The organism is Nocardioides sp. NPDC006273, assembly GCF_040613495.1.
Taxonomy (GTDB): Bacteria; Actinomycetota; Actinomycetes; order Propionibacteriales; family Nocardioidaceae; genus Nocardioides.
Window position 1 is genome coordinate 21,579 of record NZ_JBEXSD010000026.1, and the last position, 17,912, is coordinate 39,490.

General features: G+C 67.8%; 15 protein-coding genes. 6 read left to right on the top strand and 9 right to left on the bottom strand.

Annotated features, from left to right (window positions below; all coding sequences use genetic code 11):
* Window positions 1-77: 77 nt before the first annotated feature.
* The 5 genes from ABZZ22_RS13275 to ABZZ22_RS13295 all read right to left on the bottom strand — a co-directional run bounded on the left by ABZZ22_RS13275 (window position 78) and on the right by ABZZ22_RS13295 (window position 5,066).
* Window positions 78-2,177, bottom strand: coding sequence for an acyltransferase family protein (locus tag ABZZ22_RS13275; protein WP_354931876.1), 2,100 nt, complete (start codon window positions 2,175-2,177; stop codon window positions 78-80).
* A gap of 310 nt (window positions 2,178-2,487) precedes the next feature.
* Complete coding sequence (locus ABZZ22_RS13280; RefSeq protein WP_354931879.1) at window positions 2,488-2,847, bottom strand: hypothetical protein; 360 nt, start codon at window positions 2,845-2,847, stop codon at window positions 2,488-2,490.
* Window positions 2,847-3,593 (bottom strand): SDR family NAD(P)-dependent oxidoreductase, encoded by a 747-nt coding sequence (locus ABZZ22_RS13285; protein WP_292650982.1) that lies wholly within the window; start codon window positions 3,591-3,593, stop codon window positions 2,847-2,849. Before ABZZ22_RS13285 ends, ABZZ22_RS13280 begins: the two co-directional genes overlap by 1 nt.
* Window positions 3,586-4,818, bottom strand: coding sequence for an AMP-binding protein (locus tag ABZZ22_RS13290; RefSeq protein ID WP_354931882.1), 1,233 nt, complete (start codon window positions 4,816-4,818; stop codon window positions 3,586-3,588). Before ABZZ22_RS13290 ends, ABZZ22_RS13285 begins: the two co-directional genes overlap by 8 nt.
* Window positions 4,815-5,066, bottom strand: a complete 252-nt coding sequence (locus ABZZ22_RS13295) for a phosphopantetheine-binding protein (RefSeq protein WP_008354901.1) — start codon at window positions 5,064-5,066, stop codon at window positions 4,815-4,817. The genes ABZZ22_RS13290 and ABZZ22_RS13295 overlap by 4 nt, the downstream gene beginning before the upstream one ends.
* Before the next feature lie 99 nt (window positions 5,067-5,165).
* On the opposite strand from ABZZ22_RS13295, the gene ABZZ22_RS13300 reads away from it, so the two are divergent.
* Together ABZZ22_RS13300 and pseI are read left to right on the top strand one after the other, a co-directional pair.
* On the top strand, window positions 5,166-5,702 hold the full coding sequence (locus ABZZ22_RS13300) for a GNAT family N-acetyltransferase (RefSeq protein WP_354931886.1): 537 nt from the start codon (window positions 5,166-5,168) through the stop codon (window positions 5,700-5,702).
* An 82-nt stretch (window positions 5,703-5,784) separates the two neighbouring features.
* On the top strand, window positions 5,785-6,840 hold the full coding sequence (gene pseI, locus ABZZ22_RS13305) for a pseudaminic acid synthase (RefSeq protein ID WP_354931889.1): 1,056 nt from the start codon (window positions 5,785-5,787) through the stop codon (window positions 6,838-6,840).
* Between the two features lie 17 nt (window positions 6,841-6,857).
* Here the strand turns inward: pseI and ABZZ22_RS13310 are convergent, their stop codons facing one another.
* From ABZZ22_RS13310 to ABZZ22_RS13320, 3 genes are all read right to left on the bottom strand, one after another.
* Window positions 6,858-8,630, bottom strand: coding sequence for a hypothetical protein (locus ABZZ22_RS13310; RefSeq protein WP_354931892.1), 1,773 nt, complete (start codon window positions 8,628-8,630; stop codon window positions 6,858-6,860).
* A 110-nt stretch (window positions 8,631-8,740) separates the two neighbouring features.
* The gene (locus tag ABZZ22_RS13315) at window positions 8,741-8,872 is read right to left on the bottom strand and encodes a hypothetical protein (protein WP_354931895.1); all 132 of its coding nucleotides are present in this window, start codon (window positions 8,870-8,872) and stop codon (window positions 8,741-8,743) included.
* Between the two features lie 325 nt (window positions 8,873-9,197).
* The gene (locus ABZZ22_RS13320; protein WP_354931898.1) at window positions 9,198-10,265 is read right to left on the bottom strand and encodes a spore coat protein; all 1,068 of its coding nucleotides are present in this window, start codon (window positions 10,263-10,265) and stop codon (window positions 9,198-9,200) included.
* A 114-nt stretch (window positions 10,266-10,379) separates the two neighbouring features.
* Between ABZZ22_RS13320 and pseB the strand changes: the two genes are divergently transcribed.
* The 4 genes from pseB to ABZZ22_RS13340 all read left to right on the top strand — a co-directional run bounded on the left by pseB (window position 10,380) and on the right by ABZZ22_RS13340 (window position 14,618).
* Window positions 10,380-11,411 carry a UDP-N-acetylglucosamine 4,6-dehydratase (inverting) gene (gene pseB / locus ABZZ22_RS13325; RefSeq protein WP_354931901.1) on the top strand — a complete coding sequence of 344 codons (1,032 nt, stop codon included), beginning with the start codon at window positions 10,380-10,382 and terminating at the stop codon, window positions 11,409-11,411.
* 160 nt (window positions 11,412-11,571) lie between these two features.
* Window positions 11,572-12,693: a UDP-4-amino-4,6-dideoxy-N-acetyl-beta-L-altrosamine transaminase gene (pseC, locus tag ABZZ22_RS13330; RefSeq protein WP_354931904.1), complete on the top strand. Its 1,122-nt coding sequence runs from the start codon at window positions 11,572-11,574 to the stop codon at window positions 12,691-12,693.
* The gene (locus ABZZ22_RS13335; RefSeq protein ID WP_354931907.1) at window positions 12,690-13,412 is read left to right on the top strand and encodes a glycosyltransferase family protein; all 723 of its coding nucleotides are present in this window, start codon (window positions 12,690-12,692) and stop codon (window positions 13,410-13,412) included. Before pseC ends, ABZZ22_RS13335 begins: the two co-directional genes overlap by 4 nt.
* 60 nt (window positions 13,413-13,472) lie before the next feature.
* Window positions 13,473-14,618: a hypothetical protein gene (locus tag ABZZ22_RS13340; RefSeq protein WP_354931910.1), complete on the top strand. Its 1,146-nt coding sequence runs from the start codon at window positions 13,473-13,475 to the stop codon at window positions 14,616-14,618.
* A gap of 9 nt (window positions 14,619-14,627) precedes the next feature.
* Here the strand turns inward: ABZZ22_RS13340 and ABZZ22_RS13345 are convergent, their stop codons facing one another.
* The gene (locus tag ABZZ22_RS13345) at window positions 14,628-17,765 is read right to left on the bottom strand and encodes a type I restriction endonuclease (protein WP_354931913.1); all 3,138 of its coding nucleotides are present in this window, start codon (window positions 17,763-17,765) and stop codon (window positions 14,628-14,630) included.
* Window positions 17,766-17,912: the final 147 nt, after the last annotated feature.

Below are 17,912 nucleotides of genomic sequence, written 5' to 3' on the forward strand. Positions count from 1 at the left end.
AAAGTGACCGATCTCGAGACTTGTCACGAAACCGCAATAAGTGCGGGCCGCACGAGTCATCGAACCGCAACAATGAACTACTCCTTGAGCGCGGGCTGTTTCTTCAACTCGTCAACGAGGCGCTCCCCTGCGGTCAGCCCGTAGGTCTTGGTGATGTGGTGCGAGTCGATGTAGACCACGATGTTCCCCACCACAGGCTTGCACCACTTCGGACCGCAGAGCTGGTCGTTGAGATCGATGAACGTCGCCCGCGGTACCTGCTTGGCGGCGACCTCGACGGGCATTCCGGACCCGATGGCTTTCGAACGCTTTCGGTCGCAGTCGGATGGCTTGGCGCCAGGCTTCGAAAGACAGTCGGGAATGTCCGTGCCCATCTCCGGCGTCTCCTTGATCCCAACGACGGCGATGTCATGCGCGATCAACTTGCGCCAGTAGTCCGCCATACCGTCGCCGATGGCTTTCCAGGAGACCCGGTCGAGAGCCCGGTGATCAGGAGTGCCTAGCGTTGGCCGAGCGGTGGTGATGACGACGTCGGGCTTGATGTCGTTGATGATCTGATCCAGTGCCTTGACTCCCCACCTGTGGCAGGAGACGTACGGCCCGTCGTCGCCGGGTATGTCGGCCATCGTCGAACCCCACGCACAGATGCTGTGACGAAGTACGACGATGGCGTAGTCCTTCTTCTCGGCCCAATTCCTCACCGACCAGAAGAACTGCGTGGTCTTCGAGTCGCCGACGAAGGCGATCGTCTTCCGGGGGTTCTCCTTCTCCCCGAACCAGCAGGCTTGGACCCTCGACTCCATGATCGGCGTCTGGCATGTGCCGCCGAGGTCGGGCCAGTCCTCCGCTGCGGCCGCGGGGTCCGGGATGGCTTCGATATGCGGAACGCGAACCGCCGGGTCGGCGAGTACCGCGGCCCCCGGGTAGTCACGGGTCCCGGCCTTGTCCGAGGCCGAACCCACCGCCGGCGCTGACCACGTGCTCACCAGCGCGACCGGGATGATGGCAAGCAACAGCGTCGCCAGCGAGCGCCACCGACTCTTGGAGAAGAACGCGCTCTTGCGGAATGGGTCTTCGACGAACTGCTTCGTCAACCAAGCGAGAATGATCGAGACCGCCGCAATCGCCGGCCCGTCGACCCAGCCGATCTCATCGACGGTCCACGTCTTCCAGAGCACGATGACCGGCCAATGCCACAGGTAGAGCGAGTAGGAGATGTCGCCGAGGAACACCATCGGGCGGGTCGACATCAGCTTGTTGGTGCTGGCGTTGCCTGCGCCGCAAGCAATCATCAGGACCGCACCGGCGACGGGCACGATGGCGATGGCGCCGGGGAAGGCCGCCGAGTCGCTGATCATGACCGCCGAGGCCAGGATGGCGCCGAGGCCGATCCAGGACAGCGGACCGAGGGCTCCGAGACGCTTGGAGGCTGCCGCCGGAAGAAGGGCGAGCAGCCCGCCGGCGGCGAGCTCCCACATTCGGGTCGTCGTGACGAAGTACGCCGCTGCGGGGTCGGCCTTCGTCTCCACGATCGACCACCACAGCGAGGCCGCAACGACAACGGCCGCCAGACCCAGCATCACCCGGTTGGCGAAGAGGCCCCGCTCGGAGGTCTCAGCGGACCTGCGCAGCACCGAAGCCACTGCCCAGGCGAGGAGGAACAGCAACGGCCAGACGACGTAGAACTGCTCTTCGACCGACAGCGACCAGAAGTGCTGGACCGGGCTCGGAGCGTTGTCGGACTTTAGGTAGTCGACCGCGTTCCCGGCAAGGATCCAGTTCTGGAAGTAGAGCGTGCTAGCCCGCACCTGCTCCGCCGTGTCGGCGAGCCGGGTGGTCGGCAGAACGAGCTTCGACACCAGCCACGTCACGGTCAGCACCAGGATCGCGGCCGGCATCAGGCGGCGGGCGCGACGACCGTAGAAGTCGATCAACGAGATTCGCCCGCCCGCCTTGCGCGAGGTCGAAACCAGGTGGCTGGTGATCAAGAACCCAGAGATGACGAAGAAGACGTCAACACCGATGTAGCCGCCACCGAACCAGCCGGCAGGGAAGAGGTGGTAGACGAGCACCGTGCCGATCGCAATAGCCCGCAGGCCCTGCAGATCTGGACGGAAAGACGACTTGGTGCCGGACTTGCTTGCCTGAGCCACCGGCTGGGGGGCCACTACAGTCATCGGTCGCATGGGCGTCGAGCGCCCGTTCCTCCACTCAAACTCTTCGGGCACGAGTCTGTGAGACCCGGCAACTTGAAAGGTTGGCAAACCCCCATTCGCCAAGTCACAAACGCGCGGACGAAGCGCCTCGGGACGTGACCCGCGTCAGTGCAGCGACCAGCATAGGAGGCACGTGTACGCAGCCCGAATTCGGCATGACCAGCAGGTAACTGGATGAGGCAAGCCAATCCCCCAGCACGACATGGCCGGAGATGCCCCGGTCGCGAGGGCCAAAGTCGTTCGCCTGCCGGGGTCCTGCCGGGTCAAGCTCTCAGGACACCCTCGAGCCGACCGACACCACGATCCCGCCCGGCAGGCGTACGGTGCTCAACCGAACATCCGCACCGGCATCACCCGCCACCGCCGAGTCCATCAGGTCGAGCAGGTCGAAGACGCCTCCGCCGGTGAGCTTCGCGACGCACTCGGCCCGGGTCCATCGCTCCCAGAACCGGTCGGTCCCGAACCGTTTCGCGAGGGCCGCCGGGACGGCACGCTCCACCTCCGCATCGACGGCCACCGGGACGTCGTAGGAGCCAGTCCACGCGACCACCCGGCCGTCATGGAGGTGGCTGCGGGCTCCATGGCCCGCGAGCTCGGCGTCGCTGCCGACGCTGAGCTCGCCGACAGGCATCAGATCGAGCCGCCGCCGTCGATGACGATCGACTGTCCGTTGATGTTGGTCTGCTCGAGCAGCAGCATCCGCACGGTCGGGACGACGTCCTCCGGTGTGGTCATCGCACCCGACGGGGTCCGCCGCAGGATCGAGTCGAGCTGGGTCGAGCCGAGCACCGCCGACATCTCCGAGGCGAAGAACCCGGGGGCGACCGCGTTGGCGAGCACCCGGCCACCGAACTCGCGGGCCAGCGAGCGGGTCGCCGCGTCGAGACCGCCCTTGGTGGCGGAGTAGGCCACCAGCCCGGGATAGCCACGCTGCCCGCAGATCGACGTCACGTTGACGACCCGGCCCTTGCGGCCCTTGCCGAGCAGACGACGCAGCACGAACCGGGTCAGCACCAGCGGCGCGGTCAGGTTGGTCTCGATGATCTGGGCGATCCGGTCGGCAGAGGTGTGGACGTGCAGCGAGTCCTGCCCGATGGCAGCGTTGTTGACCAGACCGTCGACGACGCCAAGCTCGGCCTCGACCTCCCTGACGAACGCCTGGGTGGCCTTCTCGTCGGTCACGTCGACCGAGCCGAAGTGGGTCTCCTCCGGGTACTTCGAGGCGAGCGCCTCGAGCTCGGGGGTCACCGTGCGCGCGAAGGCCGCGACCTTCACGCCGCGCTCGAGCAGATCGGCGACGATCGCGAGACCGAGGCCCCGCGAGGCGCCGGAGACGAGCACGACGGAGGCGGGCGGGACAGGTTCGAAATCAGACATCGCTCTTCAGCGTCTCCTTGGCCGGGATCTCGTCAAGCATCTTGATACGCCGGGGCACGGCGTACTCGGGCAGCCGCTCTGCAGCCCAACGCGCCAGGTCGTCGGCGGTCACGCCCGCGCCCTGACCGGCGACCACGTCGGCGACGACCATCGTGCCGACCAACGGAGCCTTCCGCCCGCGCACGGCGGCCCAGGCCACCTCGGGGTGGGACTGCAGCAGGTCGCGTACGGCACCGGCAGACACCTTCGACCCGCCGACGTTGAGCTCGTCGCGGTCCAGGCGACCGGTGACCAACACCCGACCGTCTTCGATGCGGGCGGCGTCGCCGGTGCGTACGGCTCCCGTCATCTCGGTGCCCGCGGCGTCCGTGCCGTGGTTCGGGGAGGTGATCACCAACTCGTCATCGACGACCTCCAGGCGCGGCCGGCCAGGAACGTCACGATCGAGCCACTCCACCGGAAACCCAGCGCGACCGTCGTGCACCACGATCGAGGCGCCGACCTCGGAGGAGGCGTAGATCCAGGACACTCGCGCGGCCGGAAAAGCCTCACTGACCTGCGACAGCACCGCCTGGTCGACCGGCTCACCGCCGAGCGTGACCTGCTCCAGCGGCAGCTTCTGCAGCTCGGCGCCGTAGCGCATCAGCGTCCGTCGCCAGAACGTCGGAGTGCCTGAGACCGCGGTGACGCCGTGCTCGAGCGCGGGCGCCACCCAGTCGTCCAGGTCGGCCGGGTCGACGAGGACCAGGTCCTGGCCGGGCACGCCGAGTCCCAGGGTGATCACCTGCCACCACGCGTACGTCCCGGGCGAGTAGGGGCAGAGCCAGGTGCGCGGGGCCAGCTCGCCGGTCACGGTCGAGAGCGACTCCAGGGTGTGACCGACCCGCTTGGGCCGGCCGGTCGAGCCGGAAGTGAGCAGCCAGACCCGGCCGTCCTCGGCCGCGCGCGGAGTGGTCGCCGCCTGCACGTCGCCGGACGCGACGACATCGAACCCTGCCGTACGCAGCTCCTCGGCGAGCGCCTCGTCGAGCCGCCCGGAGGAGACGACGAGCAGCTCGCCGCCGTCAGCGTCGGCCAGTCCGGCGACCGCGGTCAGCGCATCGACGCTGCGCTCGACCGCGTAGGCCGTCGGTGCCGGCCGCGGCCCGGCGGACCGCTGCGCGACCTCACCCCACGTCGCCCGACGACCGGTCCCGGCGTCGATGACGAGGTTGTCGCCGATCACTGCCCCTGGATCTCCACGAGCAGGTCGAGCACATCGCCGATCGTCTCGATCGAGCGAAGTCCGGCCGCCTCGAAGTTGAGCTCGTCCCCGATCTCGTCCTCGACCCGGAGCGCGAGCTCGGAGAAGTCGAGGGAACGGAACCCGATGTCAGCCAGCTTCGCGGTGTCGTCGGCCGGAAGGGTCTTCCCCTGCACGGCCAGCACCTCACCCATGAGCTTGCGGACCGCCGGTCGGTCAAGAGTCTCCATGGCCTCGGACCATATCGTGACGCCCGGCGAGGAAAACCTCTCCGGTCCGGAACGTGCGAGTAACGTGAGCGCGCATTCCCATGACGTCTGAGGAGATCGATGCTACGACGGGCAACCGCCGACGACCTGCCGAACATGCTGGCGTGGCGCAACCAGGACACCAACCGCTCGGTGAGCATCAACCAGCATCTGATCACCCCCGAGGAGCACGCCGCCTGGTGGTCCCGGGTCGCCCAGGATCCGACCCGGCGCGTGCTGATCTTCGAGTACGCCGCCCGGCCCCTCGGCGTGGTGAGCTTCTTCGACCACGACCCGGCCGCGAGGACCGCCTCGTGGGGTTTCTATCTCGACCACGACGGCACCACCGCCGACGGCACCACGCTGATGGCGTGGACGAAGATCATGCGCGAGGCCGTGGCGTACGCCTTCGCCCCCGAGCCGGACGGGCTCGACATCGACGTCCTGGAGGGCGAGGTGCTCCCCCACAACGAGTCGGTTCGCACGATGAACCGCCGCCTCGGCTTCACCGAGGGCGAACCCTATGAGCAGACCGTCGGCGACAGCTCCGTGACCGCGATCCCGGTCAGGCTGCACCGCGACGACCGACCCACCCGACGTTCCCGCAAGGAGCAGTAATGAGCGAGCGCCAGCGAGCGACCATCAGATCTTTCATCGGGCCGCGTCCGTACTCTGGCGCTCCCGCTACGGAGGTGGCCCGATGACCACCCACGAGATCGCCGTCGGCGACCGGATGATCGGCCCCGGCCACGAGCCGTTCGTGATCGCGGAGATGTCCGGCAACCACGGCGGCGACCTGGAGCGGGCGCTCGACATCGTGCGGGCCGCCGGCGAGGCCGGCGCGCACGCGCTCAAGATCCAGACCTACACCGCCGACACCATCACCCTGGATGTCGACACCCCCGCCTTCCGGCTCTCGGCCGACCATCCGCTGTGGCCCAACCGCCGTCTCCACGAGCTCTACGAGGAGGCGCACACGCCGTGGGAGTGGCACGAGCCGATCTTCGCCCTGGCGAGCGAGCTCGGGATGGTCCCGTTCAGCGCCGCCTTCGACCCGACCGCGGTCGACTTCCTGGTCAGGCTCGGGGTGCCGATGCTGAAGTCGGCCTCCTCCGAGATCACCGACCTGCCGCTGGTCCGGGCGATCGCCGAGGCCGGGTTGCCGACGATCATCTCCACCGGCACGGCGACGCTCGCCGAGATCGACGCGGCGGTGCGTACGGCACGGGCGACCGGCAACGACGACCTCGTCGTCCTGGCCTGCACCGCGTCCTACCCCGCTCCCCCGGAGGCCTCCAACCTCCGCGGCATCCCGGTCTTGCGCGACGCGCTCGACGTCGCCGTCGGCCTCTCCGACCACACCCTCGGCATCGGCGCCTCGGTCGCCGCCGTCGCCCTCGGCGCCTGCGTGATCGAGAAGCACATCACCCTCTCCCGTCAGGACGGCGCCGTCGACTCCGACTTCTCCCTCGAGCCGCACGAGTTCGCCTCACTCGTCAACGAGACCAAGATCGCCTGGCAGGCCCTTGGCGAGGCCCGGATCGGCCCGAAGACAGTCGAGCGCGAGGGCCTCCGCTTCCGCCGCTCGCTCTTCGTCACCCGCGACGTACGCGCCGGCGAGAAGGTCGGCCCGGAAAACGTACGCTCCGTCCGCCCCGCCGACGGGCTACCGCCAGCCGACATCGACATCGTCCTCGGCCGCACCTTCACCCAGGACACCCCGGCCGGAACCCCGCTCAGCTGGGACCTGGTCTGATCATCTCGCCGAATGGCTCACCCGCGGCGTCCGCCGCCGGGTGTGCCGCCGCCGGTCTGGGTGCCACCGCTGTCGGGTGGATGGACGCACCCCGGACACGGGCTGCTGCTGTCGGTCAGGTGGTGGGTCTGGCGGGCGAGGATCACGACCTCCGACATCTGCGGCGACTCGCCCGGCATCGTGAGACCGAGGCCGTACGCCGCGTTGAACGCCCACACATCCACACCCGCGCGGACCGCCGCCCTCCGCGCCAGGTCGTAGGCGGCGTCGTAGAGGGCGGGTAGGTCGACGGAGGCCAGGCGGGTCATCTCGGGCGGGGCAGCCCCGTTGCCGTGCGCCCAGCTGTAGAAGAGGTCCCGCACCCGACCTTCCTCGACCAGCCCGCCGAGGTAGGCCTTGATGATGTGGACGACCTGGTTGCGTCCGATGTCGGGGATGTCGAGCGCACTGGCGACCGCGGCCGCCGCGGCGTCCGCGAAGCTGCCAGCTCGTGCCTCCTGGTGCGACCTGGCCTGCTGAGCCTCGTCGAGCTCCTCGTACGCCTCGCTCACATCCGGATCACCGGGCAGCACCGTGACCCTCGCCGGAGGCAGGTCCTCGACGCTGAGCGTCGCTGCCTGGAACCGGCCGACCTGGCGGGCGATGCCCAGGGCGCTGTCCGAGACCGGCTGCCCCGGCTCGGCGCGAGCGGCATCGTGGACCGCCCTGACAACCGGCGCGAGCCGGGCGGCGACGCGGCGGTTCGTGACGACGTACTGGTGGATCTGCTCGTAGGCCGCCTCTTCACCCTCAGCACGCTGGATGTGCCGTGTCTCGAGGGCGTATCGGTCCTCGACCTGTCGCTTCCAGGCTCCCTCGGAGACTGGCACCGCGGTGATGGTGAAGACCATCGAGACCATCAGGCCGATGTTGATCCCGGCCAGCGTCCGCTTCCAGGTGTTGAGCACGCCGAGGACGGGCAGCCGGGTCTCGTCGAAGAGCGTGGGCCACCGAAGGACGAGGAAGCTGCTCGTGGCGAGGGCCGCGAAAACCGTCAGCCAGTACGCCCAGTGCACCCCGGTCAGCGTCTGCACCCTCTCCAGCACGGCGCGGATCGTGGTGACCTGGCTCGGGGTGAGCGAGAGGACACCGGCCAGCCACACCAGCACCAGCGACAGGAGCAGGCCGAGCTGAACCGACCATACGATGTCCGCCGCGGCACGAACCGTGACCCGTCGGGCCGCGCGCATCGCCCGCCAGCCGCACCAGGAGAGCCACCCGGCGATCGCGAAGAGCACGGGCGAGACATACGTCGTGGAGAGCAGGTTGCCGAAGACGAGCTGCTCGCCGACGAGGGTGGCGACGGCGACGCCGCCGAGGTGCGGGAGCGCCTGCACGGCGAGGTGGGGCGACTGGCCGAACCTGCGGTGGGCCAAGAACACAGACCAACCGCCGAAGCCCACGATCAGGACGACGGGGAGAAGGCGGTCGGGCCACCACCAGAGCAGTGCGGCAGTGATCGGCGTCCAGACGAGCACGACGAGCGCGGCGAACCGGCCGAACCTCCGGCGCCGCCACCACAGCACCGCAGGCGCGACCACGATCGTGTAGATCACCAGGAGCGTCACGCCCACGAGCAGGCCGAGGACGAGCCCGCTGAAGGCGCCGCCCACTGCGGCGAGCACTGTCAGGGCCGCGTCCCAGAAACCGTCGAACCCACGCCCGGCGGCCTCGTGCCAGGCGCCCAACAGGCCACCGGCAGCTGTCGCGTACAGGCCGAGAACACCGCCGACATCCGTATTCTCATCCATCGTCAGCTCCCGAAACGATGCCCGTGATCTCCACGGCCGCCGTTCAAGTTATCTCACGGTGAGATATGCCGCATAGGGATCGCGCGAGAGTCCTCGTCGCGGTCGACGGTCTATATCCGATCCCGGTCGAAGGCCAGGAGCGCGTCGGCAACCCGCACGGCGACCCGGCCGTCGACCTTCGCGCCCAGCAGGCGGCGCGCGACCGCTCCCGCAGACGTACGTCGCCCAGGAGACCACGCCACCGGACGACGGCGCGCCAGGGATCGTCGTCGAGCTCGGCCAGGGTGGTGATCCCGCATCGGCACCAATGGTGCACACAGTTGGTGCCGATGCCAGTCTCGCTCAGCCGGAGAGTCGAGACGGGTTCGTCCAACTGTGTGCATCGATGCACACAGTTGGACCACTGTCCCCAGACAGCGTGCGGCGGATCGCCCCACCACGAGCGAACTGTGTGCCAGACCAGCGGCACAACCACGCGGCCAGCAGCGTGTCGTCGAACCCGAGCTGAACGCGACCGTCAGCGGATTCAGCCGGCAGTCGGCCACGGTCACCGGACCGTTGATACCGCTACGACTGCGATGCTCGGCGGCGCTGGAGCCGTTCGCCGTCGAGGGCCAGGAGCGCATCGGCGACCCGCGCGGCGCCCCGGCCGTCGACCTTGGCCCAGCAAGCGGCGCGCAACCGCTCCCGCAGACGTACGTCCCCCAGGAGACCACGCAGCCGGACGACGGCGCCCTCGGGATCGTCGTCGAGCTCGGCCAGGGTGGCGATCCCGACGGCCAGCGCGTCCTGGTCCATCCGGACGTACGCGGCCTGCTGGTTGTCGGCGACGCAGACGAACCCGACCGCCGCACCGAGGCAGAAGAGCTCCCAGGCCGAGGTGCCGGCGGCGCTGAGCACCACGTCGGCGTCGGCGACGAGCTCGGCCAGGTTGTCGGTCGGCCCGATCACCTCGATGACCTGCCCCGGCGCCGGGGTGATGTCGGCGATCTCCGCGGCCAGCTCCGGGGTGGCTGCGATGGCGGTCAGCTCCACGGGAACCCCCGTTCGCGCGATTAGGCGGGCGACCCTGGGCGCGACCCCGAAGGCGTCCGTCCCACCGAAGAACGCCAGCACCCGCAGAGGCGAGTGTTCAGCAGCGGCAGACTTGGGCGCGGAAGGCCGCTGCCGGACGATGTCACCTCGCTGCTGGGCGTAGTCGAGCCCGCCGAGATGCATGGTCCCCTCGGGGAGTGCCCATGCCGAGGCCTCCGCGCCCAGGTTCTGGTCGAGGTAGAGGTCGGCGGCCCGTCCGCGGAGGTCGCCGTCGACGAGAGCGAGCAGCGGCCATCGTTCCCGCAGGTCGGCGTAGACCGAGGCCGGGAGGAGGTAGGAGTCGACGACCACCGACGACGGCTCGAGGCGGAGGAGAGTGGCGAGGAGGTCACCCGGCTCCGCGATCTCGATCCCCCGGCGTCGTACCTGCTCTGCTGCCCAGGGCACCTGGTCCAGGTCCGCGACCATCACGACGCGTACGCCTCGGGCGACGAGCTCCTCACCGAGGGCCAGGCAGCGCATGACGTGCCCGATCCCGACAGCGGGACCGGCGTCGCACACCATCGCCACCCGAAGACGCCTGCCTGTGGGTGATCCCATGGCCATGTCTGTGCAACCTCCCGGACTCGTCCGTTCTGCCGGAACGGCAGGTGTCACCTTTTGGGCGCCGTATCGTTGGCGCATCAGATGAGGCCCAGACTAGAGAGCACCACTGTGACCGTGCCCAATTCGGACGTCCGATCCACCGCCCCGAGCGACCATCCTCTCGATGGCGCAAGCATCCTGGTCACCGGCGGGACGGGTTCGTTCGGGAAGGCGTTCATTCGCCATGTCCTGGACAACCACAACCCGAAGCGCGTCGTCATCTACTCCCGTGACGAGCTGAAGCAGTTCGAGTGCCGCCAGCTGTTCGGCAACGACCCGAGGCTGCGCTGGTTCATCGGAGACGTCCGTGATCGCGACCGCCTCTACCGGGCTCTCCACGGCGTCGACTACGTCGTCCACGCCGCGGCGCTCAAGCAGGTCGACACCGGGGAGTACAACCCGTTCGAGTTCATCAAGACCAACGTGCTGGGCTCGCAGAACGTCGTCGAGGCCTCGATCGACTCCGGCGTCAAGAAGGTCGTCGCGCTCTCGACCGACAAGGCCTCCTCGCCGATCAACCTCTACGGCGCGACCAAGCTGACCGCAGACAAGATCTTCATCCTCGGCAACAACTACGCCGCCTCCTACGACACCCGGTTCGCCGTGGTTCGCTACGGCAACGTGACCGGTTCGCGCGGCTCGATCATCCCGAAGTGGAAGGCGATGGCCGAGCGCGGCGAGGCACTCGGGATCACCGACATGCGGTGCACCCGGTTCCTGATCACGCTGCCCCAGGCGGTGCAGATGGTGATCGACACCTTCGACCTCATGCAGGGCGGCGAGCTCCTCGTCCCGCACATCCCCTCCCACAAGGTCGTCGACCTGGCGAAGGCGGTCGCCCCCGACGCGAAGCTCGTCGACATCGGGCTCCGCCCCGGCGAGAAGCTCCACGAGGAGATGATCAGCCCCGAGGAGGGCCGTCGCGCGGTCAGCATCCGCGACGGCAAGTACTACGTGATCGAGCCGGAGAACCCGCAGTGGGGCTATAAGCCGATCATGGACGCCGTCCCGGTCCCCGACGGCTTCCACTGCGCCTCCGACAAGAACGACATCTGGTACGACGCCGAGGACCTTCGCGAGGTTCTGGAGTCGGGGGTCTAGTGTCCCAATCAGAGAGTCCGTGCCGTAAGTCGTGCGATGCGTGCGTGCATCGCAAGGCGGCGTCGCGACGGCATACCGGGTGTCTTCCGAGCGATGCCAACGCGGCGAGGCGCGTGCGCAGCGTGCGACTTACGGTGCGGAATGGAGGTGCGGGACACTAATGCTTCCGTACGGCCGCCAGTCGGTCTCCGAGGAGGACATCGAGGCCGTCACCGCGATCCTGCGCGGCGACTGGCTCACCACCGGCCCGACGGTCGACGCGTTCGAGCAGGCGCTCTCCGACCTGGTCGGCGGGCATCGCGCGGTCTCGTGCACCTCCGGCACGGCCGCTCTCCACATCGCCTACGCCGCGGCCGGCGTCCGCTCCGGTGACCAGGTGGTCACCACGCCGATGACGTTCGTCGCGACCGCATCAGGTGCCTCGCTGCTCGGCGCGAAGGTGCTCTTCGCCGACGTCGAGGAGGACACTGCCCTCATCGACCCGGCGGCCGTGGACGCCCTGGTGAGCGAGCGCACCAAGGTCATCGCGGCGGTCGACTACGCCGGCCATCCGGCCGACTACGCCGCGCTGCAGCCGATCGCCGACAGGGTGGGCGCGCTGACGCTCGACGACGCGGCCCACTCGATCGGCGGGTTCGCCCAGGGACGCCCGGTCGGCGATCTCGCCGACCTGACCACGCTCTCGTTCTTCCCGACCAAGAACCTCACCACCGGCGAGGGCGGCGCGGTCGTCGCCAAGGACGCAGACCTGGCCCGGCGGGCCCACGAGTTCCACTTCGTCGGCCTGATGCGCGACGCCGACCGGTTCCGCATCTCCGACGAGGGCCCGTGGCACCAGGAGGTCCACGAGTTCGGCCTCAACTACCGGCTCACCGACCTGCAGTGCGCCTTCGGTCTCTCCCAGCTGAAGCGGCTGGCCGGTTTCAAGCAGCGGCGCGCCGAGATCACCGCCCGCTACAACGCCGCGCTCGCCGACGTCGAGGGGCTGCGGGCCCCGGTCCAGCGCGAGGGCGTCGACCCGGCGTGGCACCTCTACCCGGTGCGCATCCTCGAGGGCCGTCGCCGCGAGGTGTTCGAGAAGATGCGGGCGGCCGGCATCGGCGTACAGGTCAACTACATCCCGGTCTACTGGCACCCGGTCTACGCCGACCTGGGCTACCGCCGAGGGATGTGCCCGAACGCCGAGGCGTTCTACGCCGAGGAGCTCTCCCTGCCGCTGTTCCCCGACCTGACCGACGACCAGGTCGACGAGGTCATCGAGACGCTGATCGGATTCCTGTGAAGCCCGCCGTCATCACCCAGGCGCGCATGACCAGCACCCGCCTGCCGGGCAAGGTGCTCGAGGAGGCCGCGGGGGTCACGATGCTCGAGCATCACCTCGCCCGCCTCACCGCCGCCGGTCTCCCGGTGATCGTCGCGACGACCACCAACCTCGACGACGACCCGGTGGCCACGCTGGCCGACAAGCTCGGCGCGGGGGTCGTCCGCGGCAGCGAGCACGACGTGCTGTCCCGCTTCGCGCTGGCGGTGCGGGAGTTCCGGCCCGACGTCGTCGTCCGCGTGACCAGTGACTGCCCCTTGATCGACGGCGAGGTCGTACGCCGCGGCATCGACGCCTGGGCGGCCGCCGACGAGCCCGCGCTCTATGCCAGCAACGCCCTGGAGCGCACCTACCCGCGAGGCCTCGACTTCGAGGTCTTCGCCGCGGCGGCGCTGCTGGAGGCCGACCGGCTCGCCATCGAGCAGCCCCATCGCGAGCACGTCACCCCGTGGCTCTACGGCGACGATGCCCGACCCAAGCTCAACCTGCCGTGGGAGCGGGACGCCTCGGCGTACCGGATCACCCTCGACACCGCCGAGGACCTGCGGCTGCTGCGGATCCTCATCGAGGAGCACGGCGCCCATCATCTCGACACTCCTGGTCTCGTCTCCCTCTTGGAGGCCCACCCCGAGCTGGTCGCGATCAACGCTGAGATCGAGCAGAAGAAGCTCGGCCAGTAGGATTCGTGACCACGCGAGACGTCGCGCCCTTCCTCCCTGCTGCGACCCTTGGAGCACTCCATGCAGAAGACTCTGATCGTCCATTCCGGCACCTTCAAGACCGGGAGCACGGCGATCCAGACCTTCCTCGCCCGCGCGAGCCGGGAGGGGAAGCTCCCGCCCAAGGTGGCCTACCCCACGATCGGCCGGGGCGAGCACAGCATCCAGCACCAGAACCTCTACTCCCAGCTCTTGGGTGAGGTGCTCTTCTCGCCGGCTCTCGGCACGTGGGAGCAGCTGGTCGAGTCGATCGCCTCCGGCAGCGCCGAGACCACGGTGATCTCGTGCGAGGCGTTCTCGATGCTGAAGCCCGAGCACATCAAGGCGATCGGCGAGTACGCGCGCGAAGCGGGCGCGAAGGTCCGCTGGGTCCACTACGTCCGCGACCAGGCAACCTTCTACAACGCCTTCTACGTCGAGCGGCTGATGGTGATGCGGCCTGAGCACGCCGAGCTGGTCGACCTCCCCTTCGAGGACTTCCGCGAGTGGTCACCGCTCGACATGAGCTTCCTCCACTACGGAGAGTTCGCGGACACCATCACCGGCGCCATCCCGGACGTGGATCTCCGGCTCCGTCCGTTCATCCGCAAGGAGCTCCGCAACGGGAACGCCGTCGCGGACTTCCTCGACACCTGCGAGCTCCCGATCCAGGGCGACGGAGCCGGGACCAGCAACGTGGGCTCCGGCTGGCGGACCGTCGAGACCGCCCGACACCTGGCCCCGATCGTGGCAGCGGCGCCGATGCGTGGTCGGCTCAGAGGCGCCGACTCGTGGAAGGCCACCCGGCTGAGGTGGATCCAGATCCTCCGGGGCGAGTACGTCACCTTGACCACCCAGCTGGGCTGGAACGACTCCAGCGCGGTCTACATGACCCCGGAGTTCCGCCAGGAGCTGCTCGCCGACTATCGCGACGACAACCTCCTCATCGGCAAGCTCGGCGGCTTCTCCTTCACCGAGATGATCGAGCAGAGCACCTTCCCCGAATACAACATCGGCGACTACGCGACGATCCCTGGCGACGAGGTGATGCAGGTCGTCAAGCTGGTCATGCAAGGCCTGCACACGATTCCGGAGGAGATCCAGCAGGAGGTCGAGGCCGGCCGCGCTCGCAGGCGGGAAGCGGCACCGCCGCCACGCAGGACGCTCCGCAGCCTCCTGCGCCGTTGAGTCACCACCTCACGTACGCACGTCCTGATCGATCGCAGTCTCGTAAAACGCGTCCGCGATCGCCGCGATCACGCCGTGGATCCCCGGGCCGTCGGTGAAGAAGTAGTCGGCCATGGCGTTGTGCGCGTCCTGATTGTCCATGACGGCCTCGGTCACGGCCGTCTGGAAGTCCTGGGACTCCATGAACTGCTTCTTCGAGTTGACCTTGGTCTGCTTGACCAGGTCCGGGTAGCCAAGCAGGCGGGCGACAAGGCCCTGGACGAACTCGCGGATCTGGGACTGCTCGAAGGTCTCGGCACCGAAGAGGTCGTTCATCTTGTCGATGACGACCTGGAGCGCGACGTATTTCGGCTCCTTGCGCGCACCCGAGCCGGCGCCGGTGATCCCCTTGAGCTCACCGTCCCCCACGAGTGAGATGTCGACCGGGATCGATTTGTTGTGCTTGACCCCGACGAGGGCGACGTCGGAGAGATCGACCTCGGCGCTCCACGACGACTCGGCAATGACTTTCTCCAACAGCCGCAGGAAGATCGAGAGCATCTCCATGTAGGCGTCGCCGTAGTCGACGATCTGGCTCATGAAGTCATAGAGGCGTACGTATGTGGAGACGTCCTTGCGGAACAGTTCGAGCGTGTTGAGGGTGACCTTGTCATCGGTCTCGAGCGCCGTCGCATAGCGGCGGGCGAAGTCGTGCTGCACCGGGCTGATCGCCGCCGAGAGTGCGTTGTTGCCCCGTCGAGCGACCCACAGCTCGGCCACCTTGCGGACCTGGTCCTCGGTGTAGATCCCTGCGTGCGCAAGCTTGGTCGCGAGGTGGACGACCACGTACGGGTCGGTCTCGGTCTCCAGCGAGGCGCTCTTGAAGTACGGCTCGAACGCGGTCCTGATGTCCTCGGGTTTGTTGACGAAGTCGATGACGAAGGTCTTCCGCTTCCGTTCACCCCCGGCGGTCCGGTGCGTCCGGTTCAGGCGGGAGAGCGTCTGCACGGCGGTGACTCCCGAGAGCTTCTTGTCCACGTACATCGCACACAGCAGCGGCTGGTCGAAGCCAGTCTGGAACTTGTTCGCGACGAGCATCACCTTGTTGGTGTCGCCCTTGAACGAGGCCGCCAGGTCTGAGCCCGCGCCCGGGTTCATCGCAGCCTCGGTGAACTCGTCGTCCCTCCCCGGGGCCGGCCCCCACTCTGAGGCCCAGATCTCGTTCTCGTCCATCGCCACCGAGCCGGAGAAGGCGACCAGCGTCCGGTAGTTGTAGGTCGGGTCTTCCGCCGCGCGCTTGGCCAGGTAGGCGTCGATGGCCAGCTTGTACTTCACCGCTGCCTTGCGAGAGTCCGTCACCACCATCGCCTTGGCCTTGCCTTCCAGCAGGTGGGCGACGTTCGCGTGGAAGTGCTCGACAATGATCTGGACCTTCTGACTGATGTTGGTCGGGTGCAGTTTCACCCACCTCATCAGCCCCTTCCGAGCGGCAGACTCATCGACGTCGTCCCCGCTCTGAGCCTTGCCCGCGATCTTCAGGGCGGTGTCGTAGGTCTGGTATCCCTTGAGCACGTCGAGGATGTATTCCTCCTCGATCGCCTGCTTCATGGAGTAGAGATGGAACTCGCGCGGGTGCCCGTCATCGCTCTTGCGGCCGAAGAGCTCCAGCGTCTTGTTCTTCGGCGTCGCGGTGAAGGCGAGGTAGGAGATGTTCTTCGACTCGGCCCGTTCAGTCATCTCCGATGTCAGGATCGACTCGGCATCGATCGTGCCGCCCTGTTCGATCTCCGTGATCTCCTCAGCGGTCAAGACCTGCTTGAGCTTCGAAGAGATCTGTCCCGACTGTGACGAATGCGCCTCGTCGGCGATGACTGCGAACTTCTTACCCTTCAGCGCCGAGTCCCGCCGAATCTCATCCAGTGCCCACGGGAAGGTCTGCACCGTGACCGCGATGATCAACTCGCCTTGCTTCAGCGCTTGCGCCAACAAGCCCGACTTCGAAGCCAGACCCGCCCTGCGTACGTCCTCTGGGCTGATCGTGGCCACGATCTTGCCCGACCCGTCGATCTGTCGGATCGCGTCCTGAAGCTGAGAGTCCAGTACCGTCCGGTCGACGACGACGATGACGGAGTCGAACACCTTCTGATCGTCGACCTGTAGCCGCGCCAAGCGATGCGCGGTCCAGGCGATGGTGTTCGTCTTCCCCGACCCGGCCGAGTGCTCGATCAGGTAGCGATGCCCGACGCCCTCCTCGCGGATCGCGGCCTCGATCTCGGTGACCGCCTCCCACTGGTGGAAACGCGGAAAGAGCATTGTCGTGCGGCGGACCGACGCGCCCGTCGCGACGTCCCACTCCTCGCCGGACTGGACGATCATCAGCCGTCCGATGATGTTGAGCCAGGCGTGCTTCTCCCACACCCTCTCCCAGAGGTACGCGGTCGCTGACCGCCCGTCCTCACCCGGTGGGTTGCCGGCGCCTTCGTCGAAGCCGGCGTTGAACGGCAGGAAATGGGTCTTCTCCCCCTCGAGCTTCGTCGTCATCGCCGCTAGCTCGTTGGAGACCGCAAAATGGACCAGTGCCCGGTGGCCGAATGACAACAGCGGCTCCGGCCGTCCGTTGGTCAGAGGCTGGCGGTCCTTCTTGTACTGGTTGACCGCCTCCTCCAACGACTGGGTGAAGTCGGTCTTCAGCTCCACTGTGGCTACCGGCAGCCCGTTGACGAAGAACACCAGGTCGATGCTGCGCTCGTCAGCGGTCGAGAACCGCACCTGCCGCATCACCCGCACCCGCATCGCCGCATAGTGCTCGTTCGTCGTCGCGTTCAGCGACGTCTCCGGCCGGAACTGAGCCATCTTCAGCCGACCACCGCCGATGTACTGCACCCCGTTCCGCAAAATGTTCAGTGTCCCGCCGCCATGCTCGAGCGGCTTGTCCAGCGCCGTGGTGAGCACATCGAGAAACTTCGCCCTTGAGCCGGCGGCCTTCAGCGCCTTCTCGTATGCCTTCGGCTGAGTCTCCTCCAGCCAGTCGTGGAGGTCATCTGGAAACAGGGCCCGTTCCTGGTCATAGCCTCCCCCATCCCGATCGTTGACAGAGTAGAGCCACCCCTGGCTCTCGAGATGCTCACAGATCTCGGCCTCGAACACGATCTCGTTGTGGTCAGCCATCCAGCTGTGCCTCCTCGTCTCCTCTTTGTCGTTCATCATGTCGGATCTGCCGCCTGTTGGCAGCGAGTTCGGGCGCGCCCGCTGGCCTTCAGCCCGCCTTCCGAACTGCACGGCAAACCGAGCATCAGGCAAGGACGCTCGCTGTTT

What these genes read in the sequence shown, in the direction of transcription:
- ABZZ22_RS13280 (WP_354931879.1), bottom strand. Translation starts at nt 2,847, where the DNA reads ATGCCTGTCGGCGAGCTCAGCGTCGGCAGCGACGCCGAGCTCGCGGGC.
- ABZZ22_RS13320 (WP_354931898.1), bottom strand. Translation starts at nt 10,265, where the DNA reads ATGGGATCACCCACAGGCAGGCGTCTTCGGGTGGCGATGGTGTGCGAC.
- ABZZ22_RS13300 (WP_354931886.1), top strand. Translation starts at nt 5,166, where the DNA reads ATGCTACGACGGGCAACCGCCGACGACCTGCCGAACATGCTGGCGTGG.
- ABZZ22_RS13285 (WP_292650982.1), bottom strand. Translation starts at nt 3,593, where the DNA reads ATGTCTGATTTCGAACCTGTCCCGCCCGCCTCCGTCGTGCTCGTCTCC.
- ABZZ22_RS13295 (WP_008354901.1), bottom strand. Translation starts at nt 5,066, where the DNA reads ATGGAGACTCTTGACCGACCGGCGGTCCGCAAGCTCATGGGTGAGGTG.
- pseC (WP_354931904.1), top strand. Translation starts at nt 11,572, where the DNA reads ATGCTTCCGTACGGCCGCCAGTCGGTCTCCGAGGAGGACATCGAGGCC.
- ABZZ22_RS13310 (WP_354931892.1), bottom strand. Translation starts at nt 8,630, where the DNA reads ATGGATGAGAATACGGATGTCGGCGGTGTTCTCGGCCTGTACGCGACA.
- ABZZ22_RS13345 (WP_354931913.1), bottom strand. Translation starts at nt 17,765, where the DNA reads ATGGCTGACCACAACGAGATCGTGTTCGAGGCCGAGATCTGTGAGCAT.
- ABZZ22_RS13340 (WP_354931910.1), top strand. Translation starts at nt 13,473, where the DNA reads ATGCAGAAGACTCTGATCGTCCATTCCGGCACCTTCAAGACCGGGAGC.
- pseI (WP_354931889.1), top strand. Translation starts at nt 5,785, where the DNA reads ATGACCACCCACGAGATCGCCGTCGGCGACCGGATGATCGGCCCCGGC.
- ABZZ22_RS13275 (WP_354931876.1), bottom strand. Translation starts at nt 2,177, where the DNA reads ATGACTGTAGTGGCCCCCCAGCCGGTGGCTCAGGCAAGCAAGTCCGGC.